Here is a 26,964-nt window from a genome sequence, read left to right as displayed (position 1 = left end):
CCCTATGTGGATTCAGCAAAAACCCGGCACTCCTGCCCCACTCGACGAGCTACAAGGCCGCACCGTAGGTCTCAAATTCGAGTGCAACCACTGCAACACCGAAGTTTTCACCGACCTGATTGGCGTGCCGGCTCCCGATTTGCTGGCCAACTCCATGGAAGACGACGGCCAATTTGAAACCGAGGAAATAAAGTGCCCCGGCTGCGATATGGTGCATGCTATCACCGTGCGCAGCACCTTCGAAGGCGTGCAGTTTGATGTGTCGGAAGTGAAGCCCGAAAGCGTGAGCTACCAGATTGCTGAGCCCGAAGTATAGCCATCAGTACCCGCTGGGGCAATCTTCGATGGGTCTTTACACAATACACTTTCAGGCCTGATGGCTGCTTACATGGCAGTCGTCAGGCTTGTTGTTTGAAGCATTGTCTGACCTCGGGCTTTATCCCATTGCGCTATTTCTCTATTAAATCTTCCGAATGAAAGCTTTCATTTTCGATCTGAACGGTACCATGATCCACGACATGGAGTACCACACCCGCTCGTGGCAATCCTTGCTCAACAATGACCTGGGGGGCAATTTTACCTGGGACGAGGTCAAAACTCAGATGTACGGTAAGAATCAGGAGCTGCTGGTGCGGGTGTTTGGCCCCGATAAGTTCACGGCGGCTGAAATGGAAAGCTTATCTTTGGAAAAAGAAAAGCGCTACCAGCAGGAGTACGGGCCGCACTTGCAGCTGCTGCCCGGTTTGCCCGAATTTCTGGCCGCCGCCCACCAGCGCGGAATTCCGATGGCCATCGGCTCGGCGGCCATTCCATTCAACATCGATTTTGTGCTGGATAACCTCAACATCCGCCACTACTTCACGGCCGTGGTCAGCGCCGCCGACGTCACGCTGAGTAAGCCCCACCCCGAAACTTTCCTAAAAGCTGCCGAGCAGCTAGGCGCGGCACCGGCCGATTGTCTAGTGTTTGAAGACGTGCCCAAAGGCGTTGAAGCAGCTAAAAACGCGGAAATGAAAGCGGTGGTGCTTACTACCACGCACGAAGAATTAGAGTTTGCGGATCTACATAACGTGCTCCACTTCGCCGCCGACTTTCACGATCCGTTTATGCAAACCCTGCTAGACTAGGCGTCAAAAGCCTATTTCTCCCGCTCAATCGTGTAATTGATCAGCTGCTCCAGCGACATGCGCGAAGGCGACTCCGGGAATGTGCGCAGAATGGTTAGCGCCTCGTCGCGGTATCGTTCCATCACCTGCACAGCGTACTCAAGACCACCGGTTTTCTTCACAAACTCGATTACGGCCTGCACTCGGTCTTTGCGGCCGTCATTGTTTTTTACATTGAAAATGACGCGTCGCTTGGTCAGCCAATCGACCTGCTGTAGGGAATAGATGAGCGGCAGCGTCATTTTTTTCTCCTTGATATCGATGCCCACGGGCTTGCCGATTTCGTCAGTGCCAAAGTCGAACAGGTCATCTTTGATCTGGAAAGCCATGCCTACTTTTTCCCCAAAAAGCCGGGCCCGCTCAATCGTCTCCTTATCCGCCCCAGCCGAGGCGGCGCCCACGGCGCAGCAGGAAGCGATGAGCGAAGCCGTTTTTTGGCGGATAATGTCGAAGTACACGTCTTCGGTAATATCGAGGCGGCGGGCTTTCTCAATTTGCAGCAGCTCGCCTTCGCTCAACTCCCGCACCGCGTTATTAACGATTTTGAGCAGGTCGAAATCGTCATGTTCTAGGGCCAACTGCAAGCCGCGGGAAAGTAAATAATCGCCTACAAGCACGGCAATCTTGTTTTTCCAGAGCGCATTAATGGAAAAGAAGCCGCGGCGGTAGTTGCTTTCGTCCACTACGTCATCGTGCACGAGAGTGGCTGTGTGCAGTAGTTCAATAAGCGCTGCGCCCCGAAACGTAGCTTCCGGCAGTGGGTCGCCGCCGCTGATTTTGGCCGTGAAGAACACGAACATCGGGCGCAACTGCTTGCCTTTGCGCTTAATGATGTAGCCCATGATCTTGTCGAGCAGCAGTACTTTGGTCTGCATCGAAGCCCGGAATTTGCGTTCAAATTCCTCCATTTCGGCCGCTATCGGGGCCTGTATCACGTCGAGCGTTCCTTTCATGCGGGGCATTGGGCGCTGCAATGATACGCGGCTGCCGCCCAGTTTCCTAACTGGCTACCACAGCGCTGTTCTTGCGCTTTGTTCATTCCAACTCTGTGGGGGGCAAATTTCGTAGCTTACTTTTGCTTCTCTACTTAATCGGTACCAAAATGCCCCCCAGCCTCTCTCCTACCGCCGTTGAGTTCCTATTAACCTGCTCTCGCCACACCCGGCCTTTTGCCGCCGACGCCCGCTTTCTGCCCGATGGCCATCCTAAACCGGTAGTCGTGTTTGTGCATGGTTTTAAAGGCTTCAAAGATTGGGGCCATTTCAATGTGTTAGCCGATTACTTTGCGCGCCAGGGCTTTGTGTTTATCAAGCTCAACCTCTCGCACAACGGCATTGTGCCCGGCGGCACCGGCGACCTGGAAGACATGGAAGCCTTTGGCAACAACAATTTCAGCTTAGAACTGGACGATCTGGGCGCATTGCTCGACAGTCTTTATTGGCCCGGCGAAGCGCCCATTCCAGCCCCTGAGATAGATTTGAGTCGTCTGTTTCTGGTGGGTCATAGTCGGGGTGGCGGGCTAGCTATGCTGAAGGCAGCCGAAGATGCGCGCGTGCGCGCCGTAGCCGCCTGGGCGCCTATCAGCGACATAGATCAGCGCTGGTCGGAGGAGGTAATGAAGCGGTGGCAAGCTGAAGGTGTGCAGTACATCGACAACACCCGCACTGGTCAGCGCATGCCGCTGTACTATCAGCTGGTCGAAGATTTTCAAGCCAATAAAGCCCGCTTGGATATCCCAGGGAATGTACGCGAAAAGCTGAGCCAGCCACTCCTTATCCTGCACGGCGACGAAGACGAAACCTTGCCCGTAACAATGGCCCACGACTTAAAGAGTTGGAAACCCGATGCTGAACTGGTTATTCTGCCCGGCGCTGGCCACATGTTTGGTGGCAAGCACCCCTGGGAAGAGGACCAGTTGCCAACCCTAGCGCAGGAAGTCGCCGACCGTACGATAACCTTCTTTCAAGGCATCAAATAGCTTGGTCGCCATCCAGAATCATACGGCTTACCTTCTGCTCGGCAGTAACCTCGGCGACCGAGCCGCCACACTACGCACCGCCGTGCAGCAACTTAGCGAATTAGCTGGGACGATATCTTCTACGTCATCACTTTACGAAACCGCCGCCTGGGGCTTAGAGCAGCAGCCTGCCTTTCTGAACCAAGCTGTACAGCTTCGCACAAATTTACCCCCCGAAGCATTGTTGGATGTCTGTCTGCACGTGGAGCAACTGGCCGGCAGAGAACGACGTGTACGCTGGGATGCGCGCACCCTAGATGTGGATATCTTGCTGTATGATGAGTTGGTCTTGGATTCGCCCAGGCTAGTAGTTCCGCATCCAGCCTTGCCCCAACGGCGTTTTGCCTTGGTGCCGCTAGCTGAAATTGCTGCCGAGACCGTGCATCCGGTGTTTGGGCAAACAGTAGCCGAACTGTTGGCAGCTTGCACCGATGTGTTGCCTGTGACACAGTATTCTACCTATGAGGCTAACTAATGCAACAGACTCAGATGAGAAAAGCCGCGCTACAAGTATGTGGCGCGGCTTTTCTCATCTAAAGCTAATCAACTAACTGTTTATACAGCCGAACTGGCAGCCACCTGGGGGGCAATTTTCTTGACTAAGCCCTGCAATACTTTACCCGGTCCGCACTCTACGAATTCCGTAGCGCCGTCCTGCGCCATCTGATGAATGAGCTGGGTCCAGCGCACGGGAGCGGTTAATTGGCGCACGAGGTTTTCGCGAATTTCGTTGGGGTCACGGTGCGGAGCGGCGTCTACGTTTTGGTACACCGGGCAAATACCAGCCGCGAAAGGTGTCGTTTCGATGGCGCGGGCCAAGGCAGCTTCCGCCGATTGCATAAGCGGAGAGTGAAAAGCCCCCCGACGCTTAAGGGCAGCGCACGCTTGGCACCAGCCGCTTTCAACTGCTCGCACGCAATCGTGATGCCCTGCTGCGTACCCGAAATAACCAGCTGACCAGGGCAGTTAAAGTTAGCAGCAACCACAATATCTCCTTTTTGACTGATTTCCTGACAGATGCGCACCACTACGTCATCTTCCAAACCTAGAATCGCGGCCATAGTGCCGGGTTGCTCCTCACAGGCCGCTTGCATGGCCTGCGCCCGCTGTGCCACTAGTTGCAGCGCATCCTCAAACTTCAGCACCTTAGCCGCCACCAACGCCGAAAACTCGCCCAACGAATGACCAGCTACCATACTGGGAACTAGTTCTGGGAGGCTCGCGGCCAAGGCCACCGAGTGCAGAAAAATGGCTGGCTGGGTGACATTGGTTTGGCGTAAATCTTCGTCGGAGCCAGTAAACATGATATCAGTGAGGCGAAAGCCCAAGATGTCGTTGGCTTGGTCGAATAACTGGCGTACGGCTGGCTGCTGCTCGTAAAGGTCGCGGCCCATACCGCTAAACTGACTACCCTGGCCGGGAAAAATAACTGCTTTCATAAAGCGCGGATTGAAGCGAGATTTGGAATTGGTTGGGTTTAATGAGCGGCTTCGCAGCCAACTCAACGGTCGCGCAAGCTGCACAAATTGAGTGGTAAGCCCAAAAAAGCCCCCCAGCAACTGTTTTTACGGCCTACCAGAAATGAACAGGGCGAACCTGCTGGCTCGCCCTGTAGATAAGCACCTTATGGAAAGGGAAATCAGCGCGTGATTTCGACCCAGCCTTTATAGGTCCGCTTGGTGCTGTTGAAATCAGCGAATTCCACCTCCGCGATGTAGTAGTACACGCCTTCGGTCAGTTTCACGCCCGCTTGGCCTTCGGTCGCGTTGCTGGTGCCTTCCCAGTCAATCAACGGCTTCTGGTCGCTTTCGTACACCTTCACGCCCCAGCGGTTAAAGGCTTGGAAGCGGGTGCGGCGGATCGGGCTCGCCACCTTGGGCCGGAACGTGTCGTTGCGCTGGTCGGCATTGGGCGTGAAGATGTTGGGCAACACAAAGAACAAGCAGTTGTCTTTGCACTCGATGTTACTGAGTGCACTGCGGTTGCCGACCGCATCCACGGCCTGAATGGCATAGCAGCCCGCAAACGTGGCCTTGCCGGGCCGGTTGGGCCGATCCCGATCCAATCGGTCCACGTAGCTCGGCTGCGTCACCGAGTCGATGGCCACGAGCGCTCCTTCGGGCGTTTCCCGATATAGAATCCGGTAGTAGGCGATTTCGCGGCTGCAATCAGCGGGGGTGTTGCCTAGCGTCCAGCGCAGCTTGTTGCTATATACTTGGTTGGGGGCCGGGAAGCTCGGCAGCGCCGCCAAGCTGTCGCAGTTGGTTTGCACCAGCGTCAGCACCGGCGGACACGGCACCGTATTGAGGGCAATGCACTTCTCCTGACTCTTGTTCAGGAGCGGGTCGGGAATATCCGGGTTGCTGTACGTGCCGTTGGTTTCCACATAGTAGCAATACACCTGCCCTTTGCGCAAGGGCAGCGCCGTCGTCCCCTGATCGACAAAGGTGCCCCCCGTCGCGGTGCCCGTTACAGTTCCTACTTGCACAAACGGGCTACCCGGCGCCGGGTCCCGGCGATAGATAGTCGTGGGCCGTAGCGCATTGTTCCACGGCACTGTATACGTCCAGTTCAACGTGATACGGTTCAGATTCGGGTTGCTGACATCGGCCGTTCCTTCCAACCGTACGCTGGAGGCAGTCGAGGTTTCGGTCAGCACCGCCGAGCCGGGTCCGGCCACGGCATTGCTGAAGAACTCCAGCCGGTAGGTGAAGGTGTTAGCCAACGTATTTATGCCCGTATCGACGAAGGACAGCTCATCCAGATTATTTGTCGTGAAAACCACGGTAGGTGCAGCCGTACCCACGGAGCGCAACAGGCGATAGCCCACGGGCGGCAGGAAACCGCTTTGGCTGAACGGCTTGGTCCAGCGCACCGTAATGGCGCCGTTGGTGGCATCCGTCCGATCAACGGTCACATTAGTCAGCACCGCACTGCGCCCTTGCAGATTCAGACACACCTCAGCCGAGGCAATGCTGGCGCCACCCTTAGGCCGCGGAAACTCGGCGTAAATCCGGTAGCAATAGTTTTTGCCCCGCTCCAAGCCCAGGCCGCCCCGGTCATCCCGGAAGATATCCGTGCCGACGGGCACCGATCCAACCTGCACAAAACCGGAGCTGGCTGGAATACCGGTCTCGCACGGGCCCGGCGTAAAGGTAGACGGCCCCTCTTTCCGATAAATCAGAATGCGGCTGGCATTGCTGCACGTATATCGGTCCCAGGTCAGAATGGCCGTATTGCCTTCGCCGCGCACCCCTAAGTTCTGGGGCGGCGGCCCCACCACCGTAATGCGCCAGGCCTTCTCATCAATTAAGACGGTGCCCGAGGGCGGAATATCATCGGCTTTGAAAACAACGGTATACGGATCGGACGCCACATCCGTACACTGGGGTGTCCAGCGGAACGTGCCACTTGCCTGCGGGGGCCCCGTGGCATTCTGCACAAAGGTGGCCGGCGGGAAAATGCCCCCGAACGCGGCTAAGGTGATCCTGTCATTATTCGGGTCCGTGGCCGTCACGCTGGCCGTGATAGGCGTACCGGCAATCACGCACAGGTCTTGCGGAATGGTAATTGTGGGCCGTAGGTTATTCGTGGGCTCTACTAGGATCTGCATATCCCGGATTACCTCTCCAATCAGGCGCGCGGGCCCCGTACCGGTTCGGCGGTACTCTAAGACGGCAAAGGCAAAATTATACAGGCCTACTCGATTGGGGGCATTCCAGACAATCTGCCCCGTTCGTCGGTCCTGCGTAAAGGTGGATTGCCCGCCCCCAGGGTCATTCAGATAGGGCACCTGCACTCCCCGTGGTGGGGTCAGGTGAGGGAAAACATAATTATTAGTTACTGTCGGCCGGGGCTGGCATTTATCTATATCAACCGTTCCAGGTACTCCGCCAGCTACTTGCTGACTGGGGCGAAGTTCAAATACCAAGGAGTCCCCATCAGCGTCAGAGGCGGCCGGATTATGCAGCCATACCTGATTGACACCAGCCCTATCGTATGCCGGAGCATTTAATACCGGTGAACGATTGATATTCAGTTCAGGAGCGATAGTAACGCGGGTAGAAATATAAAATGTTTGCGAATTGGAGTCTGACATGTTAAGCACCCCTGCGTTGCGCAACTCACCAATATAGCTTACCAAATAGCTACCCGGAGCATTATAAGTATGCTCGAAGTAGTAGACGTTGATTTGGGTACCAGGTGCTACTTGACGTAACGTCGTACGAGGAACCTTAAACCCACCAGGAGGACAAGTACCATCTCCAAAAAATATGGTCACTTCTTTTTCATCAACCGATGAAGTGGCGTTGTCGGTATAAAGCACCATCTTGAAAAAGATGCGCCGCGGGTTGCGAGAGCTGACAGGCAGCGTGGTGTCTGACTTCGCCTGTATGTCGCCAGCCCGGAGGTGGGAGGCATGAGCAGTGGGCGTTACCCCTAAAGAAGCTAGTATACTAAGTACCAGCCCCACCAATAACCAACTAACGCGTCGAGGTAGCGGAAGCTTCATATTAAAGAGCGATTAAAGACAATTTATCGGAGAGCAGAAGGTCAGCAAAAATGCGCTGTTTACCTAACAAACAACGCGCGCGTGGTGTTACATATTCGCTATGAAGCTCTAACGGCCCCGCTGTCAGATTGATTCACGTCTTTTCTAAACGTCGGATGTCGATTGTTTCGTACTTGGTCGGCCCTTACCTTTGACCATATACAACCGACCTTTCCAAAATCACCAATAACTCCTATGAGTTGGATTACGAAGACGTTTACTAGTAGTATCGGCCGCAAGCTAATTGTGGCTATTACGGGCCTTTTTCTCTGCTCTTTCCTTGTTGTACACTTGGTAGGTAACCTCCAGCTGTTTAAGGATGACGGCGGAGCAGCTTTTAATATATACTCCCATTTTATGGGCACCAATCCTGTTATTAGAACCTTGGAATGGGTGTTAGTGCTCGGATTTGGCTTCCATATTTATGAGTCGTACACCCTGGCTGTACGCAACCGCGCCGCCCGCAAAGTAGGCTACGTGGATAGCCGCCCTTCGGAGAACAGCCCTTGGTATTCGCGTAGCATGGCGTTGCTCGGCACCCTGATCCTGGTTTTCCTGATTGTTCACATGTACAACTTCTTTTATCGGGCCCGCTTCGGTGATCTGGATCCTGATATCAATAACAATGACGACCTATATACTTTGGTGGTCAGCTCCTTCAAACAGTGGTGGTATGTGTTGCTCTATGTGGCCGCGCAAGCAGCATTGTGCTATCACCTTATACATGGCTTCCGCAGCGCTTTTCAGACCTTGGGCCTGAACCATCGCAAGTACACGCCTATTATCCGCGTCATTGGTTATGTTTTCGCCATTGTCGTGTGTGCCGGATTTGCGTCGATGCCGCTCTACTTCTACTTTTTTAAATAAGTCCTAACCTCGTATTACGATGAATTTGGATTCCAAAATTCCTGAGGGACCTCTCGCCGAAAAGTGGGAGAAGCACAAGTTTGGTGTGAAGCTTGTGAATCCCGCTAACAAGCGGAAGTACGACGTAATTATTGTAGGCACGGGCTTGGCAGGCGCTTCTGCGGCCGCGTCGCTGGCAGAGTTGGGCTATAATGTAAAGGCATTCACTTACCACGATTCGCCCCGTCGCGCTCACTCTATCGCTGCTCAGGGCGGCATTAATGCTGCGAAGAACTATCAGAACGACGGCGACTCGGTGTTTCGCTTGTTCTACGACACTATTAAAGGAGGTGACTATCGTTCCCGCGAGGCAAACGTGTATCGCTTGGCTCAGGTATCGGTTAACATTATTGACCAATGCGTGGCGCAAGGTGTACCCTTTGCCCGCGAATATGGTGGCTTGTTGGCTAACCGCTCCTTCGGTGGCGCTCAGGTAAGCCGAACCTTCTACGCGCGGGGCCAAACCGGTCAGCAACTATTATTGGGTGCCTATTCTGCACTCAGCCGGCAAATTGCTTACGGCAAAGTAAAGATGTACACCCGCTCCGAAATGCTGGAGTTGGTGGTAGTGGATGGCAAAGCCCGCGGTATTGTAACGCGTAACCTGATTACCGGTGAAATAGAAACGCACGCGGCTCATGCTGTAGTCTTGGCTACAGGTGGCTACGGCAACGTATTCTATTTGAGCACAAACGCCAAATACTGCAACGTAACGGCACCGTGGCGTGCGCACAAAAAAGGCGCTTATTTCGCGAACCCTTGCTTCACGCAGATCCACCCTACTTGTATTCCTGTATCCGGCGATTACCAATCGAAGCTGACGCTGATGTCGGAGTCGTTGCGTAATGACGGCCGGGTTTGGGTACCCAAGACCAAAGAAATGGCTGAGCGCCTCCGTGGGGGGCAAATCCGAGTAGCCGATATTCCCGAAGAAGAGCGTGACTACTTCCTGGAGCGCAAGTATCCTTCCTTCGGTAACCTCGTACCGCGCGACGTAGCTTCGCGCAATGCCAAGCAAGCCTGCGACGAAGGTCGCGGTGTGGGCTCAACTGGCTTAGCCGTATACCTCGACTTTGCCGACGCTATTAAGCGTGAAGGCGTTGATAAGGTGAGCCAGAAGTATGGTAACCTGTTTGCCATGTATGAGAAAATCACCGCCGAAAACCCGTACGAGTTGCCCATGCGCATCTACCCAGCAGTGCACTACACGATGGGTGGCCTGTGGGTTGATTACAACCTGATGACGTCCATTCCAGGCTTGTACGCTACTGGCGAGTGCAATTTCTCTGACCACGGCGCTAACCGCTTGGGTGCTTCGGCTCTCATGCAAGGCTTGGCGGATGGTTACTTCGTAATCCCATACACGATTGGTGATTACTTGGCACAAATGCCCCCCACCCCCGTTACCACGCAGCACGCAGCCTTTAAGGAAGCGGAGGAAGCAGTACACGCGCGTACTCAGAAGTTGCTCAGCATTAAGGGCAACCGGACGCCAAATGAGTTTCATAAAGCGCTTGGTCACATTATGTGGGACCACTGCGGTATGAGCCGCAGCGCCGAAGGTTTGCAATTTGCCAAGCAGGAGATTCAGAAGCTGCGCCGCGAGTTCTGGTCAGACCTGAAACTGACGGGAACCAACGAAGAGTTGAACCAGATGCTGGAAATTGCTGGTCGTGTGGCCGACTTCCTCGAGCTCGGTGAGCTTATGGTGGACGATGCTCTGAATCGCAACGAAAGCTGCGGTGGCCACTTCCGCGAGGAATATCAGACGCCCGAAAATGAAGCTCTCCGCGACGACGAGAATTACGCTTACGTAGCCGCTTGGGAGTGGACGGGTGACAATCAGCCCGAAGTTCTGCACAAGGAAGAGTTACAATTCGAAAACGTTAAACTCACGCAGCGTAGCTACAAGTAAGCCTAGAAGTGGGAGGCAACAAGAAATAAGCGAGACGTTAGCCCGATTTATTTCACTTTTCACTCCCTACTTCTCTCCCCTTAACTCTCAGTTTTCTACATAAAATGGCCGGTAATAACCCTAATGCAAAACCGATGAACCTTACGCTTAAGGTGTGGCGGCAGCGCAACCGTAATAGCGAGGGCAAAATAGTAGAGTATCAGGTAAAGGATATTTCGCCCGAAATGTCTTTCCTGGAAATGCTGGATGTGCTCAACGAAGACTTGTTGCTGAAAGGCGATGAGCCCGTAGCATTCGACCACGACTGCCGCGAAGGCATTTGCGGCTCCTGCGACTTGTTTATTAATGGCCGTGCGCACGGCCCGGAAAAAGGCACTACTACGTGCCAACTCCACATGCGCAAGTTCAGCGATGGCGATACCATCACCATTGAGCCCTGGCGTGCTAATGCTTTCCCCGTAAACCGCGACTTGAGCGTAGATCGCTCAGCCTTCGACCGGATTATTCAGGCGGGTGGCTACGTGAGTGTGAACACGGGCGGCGTACCCGATGGCAACGAGATTCCGATTCCGAAGAACATTGCAGACAAGGCGTTTGAGGCTGCTACTTGCATTTCGTGTGGTGCCTGCGTTGCCGCTTGCAAAAATGCATCTGCTATGCTCTTCGTATCCGCTAAGATTTCCCAATTAGCCTTGTTGCCACAGGGACAGGTAGAACGCAAGACCCGTGTAGAAAACATGGTAGCGCAAATGGACAAAGAAGGTTTTGGTGCCTGCACCAACATTGGCCAGTGCGCAGCGGAGTGTCCAGTGGGTATTTCACTCGAAAATATTGCTTTGATGAACCGCGAGTTTATCAACGCGAAAGCTACTTCTGACAACCTAGCATAGGGTTGTGCTGTTATAGTAAAAGAGGGCGAAACGGCTTCCGTTTCGCCCTCTTTTTTGCCCTCTACTTTCCGCTCCTTCGTACATGATTACTATTATTATCGGGACAAATCGTCCGAACTCCCGGGCCCGTCGGGTGGCTGTTTTATACGCTGACCTGCTGAAAAGCCAGGGTGCCGATTGCCAGCTTCTGGACCTCACTGAATTACCTTCAGACTTTATTACCTCGGCCCTCTACGCCAACACGGGTCAGCACGATGGCTTCAACGAGCTTTTTGAACTGACCAATAACGCCGACAAGCTGGTGTTTGTGGTGCCGGAATATAATGGCTCTTTCCCCGGCGTATTGAAGGCGTTTATTGATGGCCTACCCTATCCTGGCGGTATTCGGGGTAAAAAAGCAGCCTTAATTGGCGTGTCGACCGGGGTGCAGGGAGGCATTTTGGCTTTGAGCCACCTGACAGATATTTTGATGTACCTGGGTACGGCAGTGCTGCCGGCGCGTGTGCGTTTGCCAGCCATTGACAAGTATTTGAGTGACGATGGCAAGCTAACGAACCCGCTGTATCAGCAGTTGCTGGAGGAGCAGGCAGCGCAATTACTGGCGTTTTAAGCGGTGGCGCATCGGCTATAAATCGCGCAGGCGCTTTCCTTGCTGGCGAGCCCACAAACCATGTTTGGATTGCCCGATAATTTGCCCCCCATAAATACCTTGATGGCCCGAAAACAGGTAACTGACTACGCAGGCTAGACCCGCATATAAGCCGCATTCGTGGCCAAATAGCTCCATAGCCATTAGCGTGCAGGCAAGTGGCGTGTTGGCCGCGCCGGCAAATACTGCCACGAAACCCATGCCCGCCAGCAAAGGCATAGGCAAGGCCAGGCCGGGTGCTAATGCGTTGCCTAAGGTGGCGCCAATAAAAAACAAGGGCGTTACTTCGCCCCCCTTAAAGCTGGCGCCCAAGGTGAGGGCGGTGAGCATGAGCTTGAGCAGAAAATCGTAGGGTGGCACGGGTACGTTGAGGGCTTCCTTTATTACAGGAATTCCCAGCCCGATGTAGCGCGTGGTGCCCAGAGCCCATACGGCCAGTGCTACCAGCGCGCCGCCAACTACTGGGCGGAGCGGTGGCCAGACAATCAATCTTTTAAAAAAGCCCCCTAACAGGTGCGTAAGGCCACTAAAGCTCCGAGCGGCTAATCCGAAGATGATACCAGCGGCGGCGGCACTAAGCAGACTAAGCGGTGAGAGGACCGGAACTGCGAGCAACGGATAAGCCGTGTGCCCCACGCCCCAGAGCCGCGTGACGTAATCAGCAAAAATGGCCCCCAGAAAGCTGGGCAGAATGGCATCGTAGCGCAGCCGACCAATTAGGAATACTTCCAGCCCAAAAACGGCACCCGCCAACGGTGTTCCGAATACGGAAGCAAAACCAGCGCTGACGCCCGTAATCAGCAGCAATGTGCGGTCGCGGGGGCGTAGGCGGAGTGGGCCACGGAGCTGGTCGGCCAGCGCCCCACCCATTTGCACAGCAGTGCCCTCGCGGCCGGCCGAACCGCCAAACAGATGCGTCAGCAGCGTACCAATGAGCACAAGCGGCACCATGCGCAATGGCAGTGTAGCTTGCGGAGAATGAATCTCGTCGAGCAGCAGGTTGTTGCCGCCTTCCACGCTTCGGCCAAAAAAATAGTACAGAAGCCCTACCAAAAAGCCCCCCAGCGGCAACAAAGCAATAATCCAGGGGTGCGTTTCGCGCCAGTTCGTTACATAATCCAGCGCTACCAGAAAGCCGGCTGAGGCAGTGCCGGCAAGCCCGCCCACAATGGAACAAATCAGTAGCCAACGACCTGCAAAGAGCAGTAAGGGTGTGTACTCGGCGCGGAGAGCAGAAAAATAGCGATACATGGATAGGCAGTGCCGAGGAGGAAGTCAGGCGAAGATACATATCCGGCAATAAGCTCCTGCGCGTTTGCGTTAGCAGGCCCAGCGCCCAGCTCTGGGGGGCTTTTTACACACCTTATCTGCTTATTCTATAAAATTTAGCTCATCCATAAACAGAACAAGCAACTCCACGCTTGAATATTTGTCTGTTGGGCAAATCTGACTAATACTTACTTCCAGCAGCCGACGACTCTGCTGAGTTGCTCTCCTCCAGTCTGCGCTGTATTCCTTTTTACTTACTATCTCCAAAGCACTTATGCTAACCGCCCGGGAATTCCGGGTTTTGGCCCCCATCTGGCCTCCATTAGTCGAAATAACAAGACAAGCGCCCTTCGTCGCATCTACCTTCGCTTCATGAAACACACATTACCATTGCTGCTGGCCGGACTCGGCCTGTCCTTTCACACTCTTGCCCAAACGGCTCCAGCTTCTCCTTCTACCCCTACCCAGCGGCCTGCGTTGGTTACGCAACCAACTCCCCCGCGTGGCACCGCCGGCCTCAGCGGTACCGTAACGGATAGCAAAACCGGGCAACCAGTGGAATATGCGACCGTTGCACTGCTCGACCAAACCACCGACAAAGCTGTGGATGGAGGCATCTGCGACGAAAAAGGCAAGTTTGCTTTCAGCAAATTAGCGCCCGGCACCTATAAGGTCAGCATCAGCTTTGTAGGCTACCAGACAAAGGTGCTGGATAATGTGCGCCTTGCCGATGGCGACGTGAACCTAGGGGGCATTTCGCTCGCTGCTACTACGCAACAGCTTGGTGAAGTGAAGGTGACGGGTGAGCGGGAACTGGTGGAAAACAAAGTCGACCGCATCGTTTATAACGCCGACAAGGACATCACAAACAGCGGTGGCACGGCGGCTGATGTGCTCAAAAAAGTGCCATTGCTGGCCGTCGACCTTGATGGCAACGTGGAGTTGCGCGGCTCATCCAATGTACGCGTGCTCATCAATAACAAGCCCAGCACCATCGTAGCCTCATCGGTAGCCGATGCACTGCGTCAGATTCCGGCCGATCAAATTAAAACCGTGGAAGTCATCACCTCGCCCTCGGCGAAGTATGATGCGGAAGGCACGGGGGGCATTATTAACATTATTTTAAAGAAAAACGACCTAGCCGGTGTAAACGGCTCCGTAAGCGTATCAGCCGGTACGCGCTCCAGCAACCTGAACACCAGTCTGAATGCGCGCAAAGGAAAAGTAGGCGTAAATGCGAACCTGGGCTCCTTTGGCTTTTATAACCGCGGCCGGGGCGAAACCTTCCGCCGCGACTTTGAGGGCGCCACCACCATAGCGACGCTGACCCAACTCAGCACGAATCGTACCCTCGGTGGCGGCCTTTATGGCCAAGTTGGCGCCGATTACGACCTCACGCCCAAGGATGCTTTCAACATCAGTGCCCGCGGCAACCTGTTTCGCTTTAATGCCCCCCGCACGCTCAGCTCGGAGTACATCACCAGCGCTGGCCCCGACATTTACAGCCGCGATATTGAAGTCGACAACCAAAACCGCAACCTTGATCTGAACTTCGGCTACACCAAAACGCTGGCCAAGCCCCGCCAGGAATTCAGCGTTTTGGCTCTTTACAGCGTCAATAAAGGCCTGAACGAATACGACCTCGATCAATTCCGGCCCGAGCTTATCGAACCCGACTACCGTGAGCAGAGCTTCAACGACAGCCGCAACCGCGAGGCCACTTTCCAGGCCGACCTCGTGCAGCCCATCGACAGCACCAGCACGCTGGAGCTGGGCGCCAAATCCATTCTGCGTCAGGTAAACACCGATTATCAGATCGAAGCGGATAGCGTGGATGGCCGCGGCTTCCTGCTTCTCCCCGACCGTACCAACCAGTTTCGCTATAATCAGGACGTGTACTCGGGCTACGGCACCTACGGCTTTAGTTTGCAAAAAGTATACAGCTTCAAGGTGGGGGCCCGCGTGGAGCACACCCGCATCGGCGGCGACTTCTTCTCCAACGACACCGAAATTAGCCAGCAGTACACCAACTTTATTCCCAGCGTTGTAGCCTCCCGCGACTTTGGCAAGGATAAAAGTCAGAAGCTAAAGGTGAGCTATACGCGGCGTGTGCAGCGCCCTAACATCTACTTCCTGAACCCTTATCTGAACACCAGCGACCCTCGCATTTTCTCGTCCGGCAATCCCAATTTGGACGCCGAGCTAACTGATTCCTACGAACTGGGGTATAGCACGTATATCAAAAAGAGCAACCTCAATTTCTCGCTCTATTCCCGCCGCACCAACAACGCTATCGAGAGCGTCTCGCGCCTTGTTCCACTCAACACGCTGATTGAAACCGACGATACCGAAGCGGAGGTAATCTATACCACTTTCCAGAACGTAGCCCGCAATGCTACGTATGGCATGAGCTTATTTGGCTCGACAAAGCTGACGGATAAGTGGACCGTGAACGGCAACGTGAACACTTATTATGTATCGCTCAAAAGCCAGAGCTTAAATACCAGCAACAGCGGCGTAATGTATAACGCTAATATTTCGTCGTCGTATCAATTCGACAAAGGCTATAGTGCGCAGTTCTCCGGTTTTCTCAACTCGCCGCGTGTGCAATTGCAAGGTCGTACATCGGCATACCAGTACTATAGCATTGCTGCCAAAAAGGAGTTGTTCAAGAAGAAAGGCAGCATCAGCTTAGGCCTGGACAATCCATTCAACCGCACGATTCGCTTCCGTAATGAGCTGGACGCGGCTCGCTTTACCTCCCGCAGCAACAACTACAACTACAACCGCGGCGTGCGCGTGAGCTTCAACTATCAGTTTGGCAAAATGGATGGCAGCGCCGGCCGGCCCAAAAAGAGTATCCGCAACGACGACCAGAAGTCGGGCGGCGACTCTCAAGGTCAGGGGCAGCAGTAAGCAAAAAGAAGCAGGTGGATGCGCGCACCCACCTGCTTCTTTTTGTTATCGTTATTGTTTTCACAGCAACCAAGCCACTCACGTTTCAGCTAACTTTTGGCGACTAAAAAAGCCCCCCAGCGATGAAAAAGCTGTTTTTCCCACTTACGTTGGCCGCTATTTCTTTGCTAGGAGCGTGCAGCACGACAAGTTCTTCCGGCTCGCGAACGCTCAGTCCTGATAGGGAGCAGGCAGATCCGATTCGGCAAGATTCATCTGTAGTCGACACGCTTGCTCAACCTCAGTAAAGTGGTAAGCATAAAAAGGCAGAAGCCGCCGGAGACTCTCCGGCGGCTTCTGCCTTTTTAAGTCTGTTAAGTGAAATCTAATCTACGTTATCATGCAGAAACCGATTGTCGCCCAGCAGTTCATTATCGTCCGATAGATTGAAGCGGGAGATGTCACGCTCATTCGATGGCGTCACATTTTCCAGCTTAACGTGACGACGCAAGTAAGCAGGCGTTTCCAGCTGATCTTTGATGGCATCATTGGTTAACCCATTGCTTAAGTCTTGCAGGCGCCGACGGCGTTCTTCTGCGCGGGCATCCAATGTAGGACGCGGCGCAGCATGCTGCTGGGGCTGCGGTGCGGGCTGCTGCACAGCTACCAACTCTGGAGCCGGCGATGAAGGCGCAGCCACGGGCGGCACATAGTTTGAAACCGACGTTTCCAGATCAAAAGTCACCTTGGGTGGTTCTACCGAAGCGGGCGCGGGTGTAGGCGCAGGAGCCGGCGTGCCAAACGTAGGAACCATAGGCGCGGCGGGCGCTTCCTGACGGTCCTTGTCGAACAAATTGATCTGCGGATCAGGCTCTTGCTCTTCAGCAACCTTGTTGTTAACGAAACCCGTGTTGATAGTGTGGGCATCACGGGCAAAACCCGTAGCAATTACTGTCACACGGATGCTCTGCCCCAAAGTAGAGTCGATACCGTGGCCGAAAATAACTTCAGCGTCCTGGCCGGCTTTATCCTGGATGTACTCCGTAATCTCGGTCAGCTCATCCATTTCCAGCTCTGCCTGATCACCCGACATGATGCTGAGCAGAATTTTCTGCGCACCATGAATGTCGGTGTTGTTGAGCAGCGGCGAGGCAAGAGCCTCTTCGGCGGCGCGCTGAGCGCGGTTTTCGCCATCGGTAATGCTGCTGCCCATCACGGCTGCACCCGAGTCTTTCATGACGGTTTTCACGTCTTCAAAGTCTACGTTTACCTCGCTGGTTACCGTGATGATTTCGGCAATACTCTTGGCCGCCGTGCTCAGCACATTATCCGCTTTCGCGAAAGCCGCCCGGATAGGTAAGTTGCCAAAGATCTCGCGCAGCTTATCGTTAAGAATAACGAGCACTGTGTCGCAGTTCTCGCTCAGCTCCTTAATGCCGTGTTCAGCCTGCTGACGCTTCTTTTTCCCCTCAAAAAGGAAAGGTGCGGTTACGATACCTACGGTCAGAATGCCCAGCTCCTTGGCCACTTTGGCAATAACAGGCGCAGCGCCGGTGCCAGTACCACCGCCCATACCAGCCGTGATAAATACCATGCGCGTACCATTGCTAAGGAGTTCTCGGATCTGTTCGCGGCTCTCAATAGCGGCTTGCTTACCGCGCTCCGGGTTAGCGCCAGCGCCAAGGCCTTCCGTAAGGTCAACGCCGATCTGTAATTTGGTAGGCACGGTGCTGCTGTGCAGCGCTTGCTTATCCGTATTGCAGATAACGAACTCTACGTCCTTTATGCCTTGGCTGAACATGTGGTTCACGGCATTGGAACCACCGCCGCCAACACCAATTACCTTGATGATAGACTTAGAGGTGGAAGGAATATCGAATTTATAATTCATGAGGTGGAGTCTAAATGGGTGAATGGGCGAATGGGTGAACAAGGGAATTGGCGTTTGTTTGATGTAAACAGTCAGCCATTCGCTCATTCACCCATCCACTCATTTAGTATTGCTTATCGTCAAAATCGTCGATCAACAGACCTTTGGTGCGGCTGATGATATCCTGAAAGAACTTGCCGGCACCAGAAGGCTTTTTAGGTGGTGCAGGCGCCTGGGGGCTTTTTGGGTAGCAGCGGGAGCAACTGGCATTTCCATGCGCGGCTCTGGGGCGGCCGGACGATACACTTGCTCTTCGGGCTCGTAGCTGCGGTTCACGCGCTCATCAATGGAACGGTAGCCGGCCAACACCAAGCCTACAGTAGTAGCGTACATCGGCGACTTTACAGCTTCAATACGGCTCTTGCCTAAGTGTTCGTTGGGGTAGCCGATACGGGTATCCAAACCAGTCACGTACTCCGTGAGCTGCACGAGGTTTTGCAGCTGTGAGCCACCACCAGTCAGTACGATACCAGCGGCCAGCTTATCGGCGTGGCCGGTGCGCTGAATCTCGGCGTACACTAGCTCCACGATTTCTTCCATCCGAGCCTCAATGATGTGAGCAAGGTTCTTCAGAGAAATCTCCTTAGGAGCTCGGTCGCGCAGACCAGGAATGCTTACGATTTCGTAATCAGAAGCTTCCTCAGCAATGGCTTTCCCAAACTTTACTTTCAACTGCTCAGCCTGGTTCTGCATCACTAAGCAGCCCTGCTTGATATCAGAAGTCACAATGTTGCCGCCGAAAGGCAGCACCGCCGCGTGACGAATGATGCCATCTTTAAAGATAGCCAAGTCGGTAGTACCGCCCCCGATATCAATCAGCGCTACACCAGCTTCTTTTTCCTCGTCGCTCAGCACCGACATGCTCGACGCCAGCGGCTCCAGAATCAGATTATCGATTTCTAGCCCAGCCTTGGTAACACACTTGTTGATGTTGTTGATGGCTGTGCTCTGAGCAGTAATGATGTGAAAGTTGCCTTCCAACCGTACGCCCGACATGCCCACTGGATCCATGATGCCTTCCTCGTAATCCACCTTGTAGTCTTGGGGCATTACGTGGATGATCTCGGAGCCGGGCGGAGTTACCAGGCGGTACATATCGTTGGTCAGGCGATTCACGTCATCGACGGTAATCTCACTATCCTGCGAGGCCCGCGTGATGCTGCCGTTATGCTGTAAGCTCTTGATATGCTGGCCAGCAATGCCAACGTTCACCACGCCGATATTGATGCCAGATTGTTCTTCAGCCTGCCGAATAGCCTTCTTAATAGCGTCTACAGTTTTGTCAATATTGGACACAATACCGCGCACTACACCCTCTGACACGGCTTTACCCATGCCAAGGATCTCAAGTTTGCCAAACTCATTTTTGCGCCCTACCAGGACGCAGATTTTGGTGGTGCCGATGTCGAGGCCGACTACAATTTTATCGTTTTGCATGGGGTAGGTACTGGCAGGGTTTGCGGGAAGTTGCGGTATGTATCTAAAAAAACGCTATTTAGGACGATTTAAGGCCCTTTTTAGACGTTACAGAGAGTGTATAGTTATTCGCAAATGATCTGGTCTTTGAACTCGACATTGACGCGGTGGTATGTATCCCATCCTAAAACTGGTGGAATTTGCCGGTAAAATACCATTAGTTTCGCGAATTTTTCTGAAATATTCTCTGGAAACCCAAATTCTACTCGTTGATCTCCTATTTGTTGGGTGAAAGCAATCTTGCCGTTTGGCCCAATAAATACTTCGGCTACCTGAGCCCGCCAAAAGGGGTGCTCGTCGATGTAGCGCAACACTTCGAGGTAACGGCGGCCCGTGGAGTCGCGAAAGAACGTAGCCGAAATAGGAGTGCCCCCCTGACGAGCTACGGGCACCACGCGAGCCGTGAACAATGGCGATAGCGGTAACTCATGCCCTTCAGCATCGAGGTAGCTGTCGCGGCGAGTGTCAGCGTGTACTAGGCGGGCTATGGGACGATTCTGGCGCACGTCGGCGTGCAGGTTACCGGCTAGGTCACGGTACACCTCGGCTTCGCGCACAAAACTATGAGCCTTGAGGCGCGCTTCGAGGGCCTTAAGGTTTAATTCCTCGGGCCGGGCACCTTCTAGGCGTTGATAGCCATTGCGTGTGAGCAGAGCGGTTACCTCCTGCTCGCTAATGAAATAGTTATTGAACTCATTACTAATGGTCACGATAACCTGACCAACAGGGCGGTTTGCTTGGCGCAGGCCAGCAAACGCGGCCAAGCCGATGAGCAGCAACAGGCAAGCCGCTGCAAACAAATAATTTTTGGCGTTAGGCTTGAGTTTCATGCCAGCGGCTGGTTAAAATGGTTCGTAGCTGAGGCACCAATTGATCAATATCACCGGCCCCAACGGTAGCCAGCACATCAAAATCATCGTCGACAGCGGCGGCCGCCACGACTTGCTCCTTGGTTTGCAAAGACTTTTTAGGAGCTGTTAGTTGAGATAAAATCAGCTCGGAGGTAACGCCACTAATCGGCAGTTCACGAGCGGGATAGATGTCGAGCAGCACCACTTCATCGGCCAGACTTAAGCTCTCAGCAAAGCCTGGCGCGAAGTCGCGGGTGCGGGTGAAAAGGTGGGGTTGGAAGATGACGCGCAGGCGTTTCTGCGGGTACAACGCACGTAGGGAACGAAGGAAAGCCTCGATTTCGCGTGGGTGATGGGCATAATCGTCAACATACACCTTGTTTTTTGTGGTGACGATAAATTCAAAGCGACGCTTTACGCCCCGATACGCCGCTACCGCAGCGGCCAGCTTTTCAGCGGTTACGCCTTCCAGCTGGGCCGCAAAAATGGCCCCCAGCATATTTTCCACGTTGTGAAAGCCGGGCACAGTTAGCTGCAAGTCAGTTAGGTTGCCGAGGGGGCTATGTACATCGAAGCGAAACTCGTGGCCGTGAGCCGTTACGTTGGCAGCATACAGATTTGCCCCCTGCGCTGCTTCTAAGCCATAATGAATGACCTGTACACCAGTAGGTACCGCAGCGGCTACACTTGCATCGGCAGTATGGTTAAGCAGAAGGGTGCCACCGGGCTTTATTTGGCCCACAAACTGCCGGAAGGACTCTATCAGAGCAGCCTGAGTGCCATATATATCCAGGTGGTCGGCATCCGTGCTAGTTACGATGGCTACATCGGGGTGCAATGTCAGAAAGCTGCGGTCATACTCATCAGCCTCCACTACTACAGGCTTAGCGCCCGCGCCCGTGCCGGTACTCAATAGAAGATTTGACCCAAGGTTCACAGAAATGCCCCCAGGAAGGCTGAGCAATCGACGCCCGCGTGGTGGAGCAAGTGCGCCACCATAGATGAGGTGGTGGTTTTGCCGTGAGTGCCGGCTACAGCAATCGTGCGTTGGCCTTGGGTAAGAAGACCCAGCACTTGGCTGCGCTTGCGTATATCATAGCCCTTTTCGCGCAGCCAGGCCCACTCCTGATGGCCGGCAGGAATAGCCGGCGTGAGCACTACCAGTGTCTGGGGGGCATTTTCGCGTACCTCAACCGGAATATTCTCGACGGCATCCGCGTAATGCACGGCAATACCTTCAGCGGCTAACGCTTCCGTTAGCGGCGTTGGCGTGCGGTCGTAACCGCTTACTTGGTGGCCATTGGCTTGAAACCACCGAGCCAGCGCCGACATACCAATGCCACCGATGCCCAGAAAGTAGACGTAAGGAAATGCGGCTACAGGATTCATCGGCGGTCCATGATAGTGAGGAGTTCATCTACAATGGCAGCCGTCGCGTCGGGGCGGGCAAGCTGGCGCACGTTGGTACTTAGCTTCAATTGGCGCGGCTCATCGGCTAGTAAGCTCAAGGCCTCATCATACAGGCGAGCGGGCGCTTCCGCATCCGGAATGAGTAGAGCGGCTTGATGGCGAACCAAGGCCAAGGCGTTTTTGGTCTGATGGTCTTCGGCCACGTTGGGCGATGGCACCAGTAAACTAGGTTTGCCAGTCAGGCACAGCTCCGAAACAGACAAAGCGCCCGCCCGCGAAACCACTACGTCGGCGGCGGCATAAGCCAGGTCCATGCGCTGTACGAATTCTAATGCCCGAATGCCGTCGGCGGCGAATGGAGTAGTTTCCTCCTGCGCTTTAGGGTAGTAGAGCTTACCTGTTTGCCACAGCAACTGAACTCCAGCCGCTTTCAGGCGCGAAAGTGCCGCGGCAGTAGCTTCGTTCAAGGTGCGGGCTCCGAGGCTGCCGCCAATTACAAGTAGGGTTTTCTTGTCAGGCGAAAGCCCAAAAAACTTCAGTGCTTCGGCACGGTCGCCGGAAGCTATTTCGGTGCGGACTGGGTTACCAGTAAGAACGAGCTTATCCTTAGGGAAAAACTTCTCCATCCCATCATAAGCCACACAAATACGGTTTACGCGCCGACTCAGCAGTTTATTTACTAGACCAGCGTAGGAATTCTGTTCCTGAATAAGGGCTGGAATTCCTCGCGAAGCCGCGGCCAATAGAATAGGAGCCGAAGCGTAGCCACCTACGCCCACAACGGCTTCGGGGCGAAATTTCTCGATGATTTTGCCCGCTCGCTTCACACTCCGAATCACGCGCAACGGAAACAGCAGATTCTGGGGAGTCAGGCGGCGCTGTAAGCCACTAATATCAAGGCCTACAATGTCATAGCCGGCCTCGGGCACCCGGGTCATTTCCATCCGGCCGTTGGCGCCGACAAACAGGATTTCAGCCTCGGGCTGACGACGGCGCAGCTCGTTAGCAATGGCTACCGCCGGAAATATATGCCCACCCGTGCCCCCACCGCTAATAATAATGCGGTAAGGCTCGGGATGCGAAGAAATAAACTGGAGATTCGACTTGGGCATGTAAGCTTGAGCTGTGCGGATTTTTGGGTGGTTAACGTCTTGCTTTTACGCGTAGGCAGTTTTCTTCGGAATGCGAGCGGTGTCTTCCGGCTCGCCCGTCATAGGGCGAATTTCACGCTCACCACGGCTGACGCTCAGAATAATACCAATGCTGATACCCGTGAAAATAAGGGAGGTACCGCCCATGCTGAGCAGCGGCAGCGGCAAACCAGTGATTGGGCCAAGCCCCACGGCCACGCCCATATTTACCATCGCCTGCAAGACCAAACTAAAGGTTAGCCCTGCCGATAAAAGCCCCCCAAAGGCGCCGTAGCTATGGATAACGGTGTTCAGCCCCCGATAGAGGAAGGCCAGATATAGAAATAGGACCACCACACCACCAATAAGGCCATATTCCTCAATAATAACGGCGTAGATAAAGTCGGAATACGGGTGGGGCAGAATGTTGCGCTCGGTGCTTTTGCCGGGACCTTTTCCACTGATACCGCCCGTAGCAATAGCGATGTAGCTGTGCTCCAGCTGAAACGGCACTGGCTTGGTCTTGTCGGTAAAGCTTTCGATGCGGGTAAGCACCGTTTTGTAGCGCTGACCGGAGGAAAGGCCAATACCGCCTACCACTGCGCCGATGAGCACCATCACGGCCATTTGCTTGAGCGGCACCCGACCAATAAACATGAGCAGCAGGCAGGTAGCAAATAAGAGTAGCGCCGTAGAGGCATTACTCATAATGATGATGCCGCAGATCAAACCCACCCACAGCATTACCGGTAGCAGCGTCGTTTTGAAATCTTGCACGTGCTGCTGCCGACGGCTAAGCATACTCGCCAAGTGCGAAATCAGCGCCAGTTTGGCTAAGTCGGAGGGCTGGAAGGTTTGGTTGATGACCGGAATTGTAAGCCACCGCGAGGCCTCGTTGATATTCGAGCCCATGAAATAGGTAAACAGCAACAGCGGCACCGACAGCAATAGCGCGTACAGTGACAGGCGCGAGTAGTAGCGATAATCGATGCGGTGCGCCAGCCACATGAAGGCCAGACCCACGAAGATCAAGCCCGTGTGCTTAATCAGGAAATACTCCGTATTGCCCCCCATCTTCTTGTAAGCCAGCGTACCCGTAGCCGAGTACACCACCGCAATGCTGATGAACGAGAACAGCAGCACGATACCCCACAAAATGGGGTCGCCTTTGAGGTTGCGTTGCAGCCAGAGTTTTACGGGTTCCATAAATCGCAGATTAGGCTGATGGCACTGATTTTTCTTGGGACAATTTTTCCACGGCGGCGGCGAATTGCTGCCCTCGGTCTTCGTAGTTTTTGAATAGATCGAAGCTGGCGCAGGCTGGTGAAAGCAGCACCACGTCGCCGAGTGCAGCCAACTCTGCGGCACGACGCACGGCCGTTTCTATGCTTTGAGTTTCTTCCAGGTGAGGAACAACGGTACCGAAGCTGGCCTTCAGCTTTTCATTATCCACGCCGAGGCAAATCAATGCTTTCGCTTTTTGCTTTGCCAGCGGCAACAAGGAAGTGTAGTCGTTACCCTTATCTGTACCGCCGGCAATCCAGACGATGGGCTGCTGCACGCCATCGAGGGCAAACCATGCCGCCTCCACGTTGGTAGCTTTGCTATCGTTGATAAACTTAACGCTATTGACTTCCCCGACTAATTGAAGGCGGTGGGGGGCATTTTTGAAGGAAACCAAGCCCCGCTCAATTTGCTCCGGTGATAACCCAACAACGCGAGCCGCCAGGATAGCTGCCGCCATATTCTGCTGGTTATGTTGCCCAATTAGTGGCGAGTTGGCAACATTGACGCTATCAACCTGGCTTTTCGCCCATTCAGGTAAGTGCAACCGCAGCGTTCCATCTTGTCCGTACCAAGCGGCTAAGTTTTCGCCTGTATGACCGTCGAATTGCTGATCAAATGCCAAGGCATTTTTTTCAGTCCCTGAGGCTGCTACTGCTTTCCGCGTTTCCGGGTCACCGGCATTATAGATAAAATAACCGCTTACGTTGCGGGCAACGCGCATTTTGGCCGCCGCATAGTTTTCGAGGCTGTAGCCGTAGCGGTCGAGGTGGTCGGGCGTAATATTTAGCAGAATGGCCAGCCAGGGGGCAAAATCGTGGGTATCGTCGAGCTGAAAGCTGCTCAGTTCCACCACATAATAGTCGTGCTCATCCTCAATGATTTGCTCAGCGAGACTGTAGCCCACATTGCCGGCTAGGCCCACACTCAAGCCAGCTTCCTTTAGCAAATGATAGGTGAGTAGTGTGGTGGTCGTTTTGCCATTCGTGCCGGTAATGCAGATACACTTGGCCTGCGTATAGCGGCCCGCCAGCTCGATTTCGGAAATGATAGGCGTGCTTTTCGCGCGTAGAGCTTGAATGATAGACGCTTTTTCCGGAATGCCAGGGCTTTTAACTACTTCGTCGGCGCGCAGTATTTCATCCAGCGTATGCTGGTTTTCCTCGAAGCGGATACCTGCCTGGGTTAGTTTCTGCTTATAAGCAGGCTTAATAGAGCCACCATCGGACACGAAAACGGCGTGGCCTTTGGCTTGCGCCAACAGCGCCGCCCCTACCCCACTTTCTGCTGCTCCGAGAATGACTATTTGCATGACTTATAAACTTGAGTATCTGGCGGTGTAGTCAAACACCGCGGGGTAGCTTTTAGCGAAGTTTGAGGGTTACCAGGGTGAAGACAGCTAGCATAATGCCCACAATCCAGAAACGCGACACGATTTTGGATTCGTGGTAGCCAAGCTTTTGGTAGTGGTGGTGCAAGGGCGACATGCGTAGCAAGCGGCGACCTTCTCCATACTTGCGGCGCGTGTATTTGAAGTAGCTTACCTGCACGATTACCGAGAGATTTTCAATCAAAAACACTCCACATAGCACCGGAATCAACAATTCTTTACGAATAATAAGAGCTAGCACGGCAATGATGCCGCCGATAGCCAACGAGCCTGTGTCGCCCATAAAAACCTGTGCTGGGTAGCTGTTATACCACAAGAAACCTACGCAGGCCCCCACGAAGGCCGTACAGAATATTACCAGCTCACCCGAGTTCGGGATGAACATAATGTCCAAGTAGTCAGCCAGTAGCGCGTTACCACTCACGAAGGCGAAAATGGCTAGCGTGATACCAATGATAGCCGACGTGCCCGCCGCCAGACCGTCGAGGCCGTCGGTGATGTTGGCGCCGTTGCTCACGGCCGTGATGATGAGGATAACGATGGGAATGTAGAGGAAGCTGTAGAGGCCATTGAAGTAAGGGCCGGCGTAGGCGAAGAGGTTGCCGTAGTTCAGCTCATTGTTCTTAGCGAAAGGAATCGTGGTAATCATCAACTTCACGTCCTGATACACGGTGCTGGCATCAACAGCGGAAAGCTGCCCGTTGGGCAGCAAGTATTGGCGGACCGTTACATCGTTGCTGAAGAACAGTACCCAGCCTACTGTGATACCTAAACCAATTTGACCCAGCACTTTGAAGCGTCCGCTCAAGCCTTCTTTATTCTTCTGGAAGACCTTTATATAGTCGTCGAGAAACCCGATCAGACCTAGCCAAACCGTACTCAGCAGCATCAACACGATGTAGATATTGTCGAGCTTGGCAAACAACAGCACGGGGACCAAAATGGCCAGAATGATAATCAGGCCACCCATAGTTGGGGTGCCTTTCTTCTCCAGTTGTCCTTGCAAACCCAAGTCACGGATGCTTTCGCCCACCTGCTTTTTCTGCAAAATTCGGATCAGGCTTTTACCAAAAACCTGCGCAATAAGTAGGGAAGTAATAACGGCCATAGCCGCCCGAAACGAGATAAATTGAAACACGCCCGCCCCAGGCAGATTGTAGTGCTTACTGAGGTACGTAAAGAGGTAATAAAGCATGGGCGAGGGGTCAGCGGATAGAAAGTGGAGTTAGGCCAA

At 53.9% G+C, this 26,964-nt stretch carries 19 protein-coding genes and 2 pseudogenes; 9 read left to right on the top strand and 12 right to left on the bottom strand.

Features of this window, described 5'->3' with window-relative positions:
• Positions 1 to 4 precede the first annotated feature (4 nt).
• Both G7064_RS17715 and G7064_RS17710 read left to right on the top strand, forming a co-directional pair.
• Positions 5 to 316, top strand: coding sequence for a hypothetical protein (locus tag G7064_RS17715; RefSeq protein ID WP_133273594.1), 312 nt, complete (start codon positions 5 to 7; stop codon positions 314 to 316).
• A gap of 157 nt (positions 317 to 473) precedes the next feature.
• On the top strand, positions 474 to 1,127 hold the full coding sequence (locus G7064_RS17710; RefSeq protein WP_166074617.1) for an HAD family hydrolase: 654 nt from the start codon (positions 474 to 476) through the stop codon (positions 1,125 to 1,127).
• An 11-nt stretch (positions 1,128 to 1,138) separates the two neighbouring features.
• Here G7064_RS17710 and G7064_RS17705 read toward each other — a convergent pair whose 3' ends face one another.
• The gene (locus tag G7064_RS17705) at positions 1,139 to 2,119 is read right to left on the bottom strand and encodes a polyprenyl synthetase family protein (protein WP_166074616.1); all 981 of its coding nucleotides are present in this window, start codon (positions 2,117 to 2,119) and stop codon (positions 1,139 to 1,141) included.
• A 122-nt stretch (positions 2,120 to 2,241) separates the two neighbouring features.
• On the opposite strand from G7064_RS17705, the gene G7064_RS17700 reads away from it, so the two are divergent.
• Positions 2,242 to 3,144, top strand: coding sequence for an alpha/beta hydrolase family protein (locus tag G7064_RS17700; protein ID WP_240935559.1), 903 nt, complete (start codon positions 2,242 to 2,244; stop codon positions 3,142 to 3,144).
• 1 nt (position 3,145) lies between these two features.
• Positions 3,146 to 3,658 (top strand): 2-amino-4-hydroxy-6-hydroxymethyldihydropteridine diphosphokinase, encoded by a 513-nt coding sequence (folK, locus tag G7064_RS17695; RefSeq protein ID WP_240935558.1) that lies wholly within the window; start codon positions 3,146 to 3,148, stop codon positions 3,656 to 3,658.
• A gap of 80 nt (positions 3,659 to 3,738) precedes the next feature.
• Here folK and fabD read toward each other — a convergent pair.
• Both fabD and G7064_RS17685 read right to left on the bottom strand, forming a co-directional pair.
• Positions 3,739 to 4,622: pseudogene (gene fabD, locus G7064_RS17690) on the bottom strand (ACP S-malonyltransferase).
• 200 nt (positions 4,623 to 4,822) lie between these two features.
• Positions 4,823 to 7,696, bottom strand: coding sequence for a gliding motility-associated C-terminal domain-containing protein (locus G7064_RS17685; RefSeq protein WP_166074615.1), 2,874 nt, complete (start codon positions 7,694 to 7,696; stop codon positions 4,823 to 4,825).
• A gap of 234 nt (positions 7,697 to 7,930) precedes the next feature.
• Here G7064_RS17685 and G7064_RS17680 point away from each other — a divergent pair, with 234 nt between their 5' ends.
• From G7064_RS17680 to G7064_RS17665, 4 genes are all read left to right on the top strand, one after another.
• Positions 7,931 to 8,602, top strand: coding sequence for a succinate dehydrogenase cytochrome b subunit (locus G7064_RS17680; RefSeq protein WP_133273599.1), 672 nt, complete (start codon positions 7,931 to 7,933; stop codon positions 8,600 to 8,602).
• Between the two features lie 19 nt (positions 8,603 to 8,621).
• Entirely contained in the window at positions 8,622 to 10,556 is a 1,935-nt protein-coding gene (locus G7064_RS17675; protein WP_166074614.1) for a fumarate reductase/succinate dehydrogenase flavoprotein subunit, read from the top strand.
• A gap of 134 nt (positions 10,557 to 10,690) precedes the next feature.
• A complete protein-coding gene (locus G7064_RS17670) occupies positions 10,691 to 11,446 on the top strand; it encodes a succinate dehydrogenase/fumarate reductase iron-sulfur subunit (protein ID WP_166074613.1) in 756 nt (251 codons plus the stop codon).
• A gap of 82 nt (positions 11,447 to 11,528) precedes the next feature.
• Positions 11,529 to 12,056 carry an NADPH-dependent FMN reductase gene (locus G7064_RS17665; RefSeq protein WP_133273602.1) on the top strand — a complete coding sequence of 176 codons (528 nt, stop codon included), beginning with the start codon at positions 11,529 to 11,531 and terminating at the stop codon, positions 12,054 to 12,056.
• 15 nt (positions 12,057 to 12,071) lie between these two features.
• Here G7064_RS17665 and G7064_RS17660 read toward each other — a convergent pair whose 3' ends face one another.
• Entirely contained in the window at positions 12,072 to 13,346 is a 1,275-nt protein-coding gene (locus G7064_RS17660; protein ID WP_166074612.1) for a voltage-gated chloride channel family protein, read from the bottom strand.
• Positions 13,347 to 13,736: 390 nt separating this feature from the next.
• Here G7064_RS17660 and G7064_RS17655 point away from each other — a divergent pair, with 390 nt between their 5' ends.
• A complete protein-coding gene (locus G7064_RS17655) occupies positions 13,737 to 16,280 on the top strand; it encodes an outer membrane beta-barrel family protein (protein ID WP_166074611.1) in 2,544 nt (847 codons plus the stop codon).
• 364 nt (positions 16,281 to 16,644) lie between these two features.
• Here G7064_RS17655 and ftsZ read toward each other — a convergent pair whose 3' ends face one another.
• From ftsZ to mraY, 8 genes and pseudogenes are all read right to left on the bottom strand, one after another.
• Positions 16,645 to 18,150, bottom strand: coding sequence for a cell division protein FtsZ (gene ftsZ, locus G7064_RS17650; RefSeq protein ID WP_166074609.1), 1,506 nt, complete (start codon positions 18,148 to 18,150; stop codon positions 16,645 to 16,647).
• Between the two features lie 132 nt (positions 18,151 to 18,282).
• Positions 18,283 to 19,626 carry a cell division protein FtsA gene (ftsA, locus tag G7064_RS17645; protein ID WP_166074608.1) on the bottom strand — a complete coding sequence of 448 codons (1,344 nt, stop codon included), beginning with the start codon at positions 19,624 to 19,626 and terminating at the stop codon, positions 18,283 to 18,285.
• A gap of 104 nt (positions 19,627 to 19,730) precedes the next feature.
• The gene (locus G7064_RS17640) at positions 19,731 to 20,495 is read right to left on the bottom strand and encodes a cell division protein FtsQ/DivIB (protein WP_166074607.1); all 765 of its coding nucleotides are present in this window, start codon (positions 20,493 to 20,495) and stop codon (positions 19,731 to 19,733) included.
• A pseudogene (gene murC, locus G7064_RS17635) lies at positions 20,479 to 21,905 on the bottom strand (UDP-N-acetylmuramate--L-alanine ligase). Before murC ends, G7064_RS17640 begins: the two are co-directional and overlap by 17 nt.
• On the bottom strand, positions 21,902 to 23,038 hold the full coding sequence (gene murG / locus G7064_RS17630) for an undecaprenyldiphospho-muramoylpentapeptide beta-N-acetylglucosaminyltransferase (RefSeq protein ID WP_166074605.1): 1,137 nt from the start codon (positions 23,036 to 23,038) through the stop codon (positions 21,902 to 21,904). The pseudogene murC and the gene murG overlap by 4 nt, the downstream one beginning before the upstream one ends.
• Before the next feature lie 45 nt (positions 23,039 to 23,083).
• A complete protein-coding gene (locus tag G7064_RS17625; protein ID WP_166074604.1) occupies positions 23,084 to 24,262 on the bottom strand; it encodes an FtsW/RodA/SpoVE family cell cycle protein in 1,179 nt (392 codons plus the stop codon).
• A gap of 10 nt (positions 24,263 to 24,272) precedes the next feature.
• Positions 24,273 to 25,652: a UDP-N-acetylmuramoyl-L-alanine--D-glutamate ligase gene (gene murD / locus G7064_RS17620; protein ID WP_166074603.1), complete on the bottom strand. Its 1,380-nt coding sequence runs from the start codon at positions 25,650 to 25,652 to the stop codon at positions 24,273 to 24,275.
• Positions 25,653 to 25,704: 52 nt separating this feature from the next.
• A complete protein-coding gene (mraY, locus tag G7064_RS17615; RefSeq protein ID WP_166074602.1) occupies positions 25,705 to 26,925 on the bottom strand; it encodes a phospho-N-acetylmuramoyl-pentapeptide-transferase in 1,221 nt (406 codons plus the stop codon).
• Between the last annotated feature and the right edge of the window lie 39 nt (positions 26,926 to 26,964).

Origin of the sequence: Hymenobacter sp. HDW8 (assembly GCF_011305775.1) — a bacterium.
In the GTDB taxonomy this organism is placed as follows: domain Bacteria; phylum Bacteroidota; class Bacteroidia; order Cytophagales; family Hymenobacteraceae; genus Hymenobacter; species Hymenobacter radiodurans.
The sequence above is the reverse complement of the archived record's forward strand: the minus strand, read 5'-3'. Positions and strand labels throughout refer to the sequence as shown.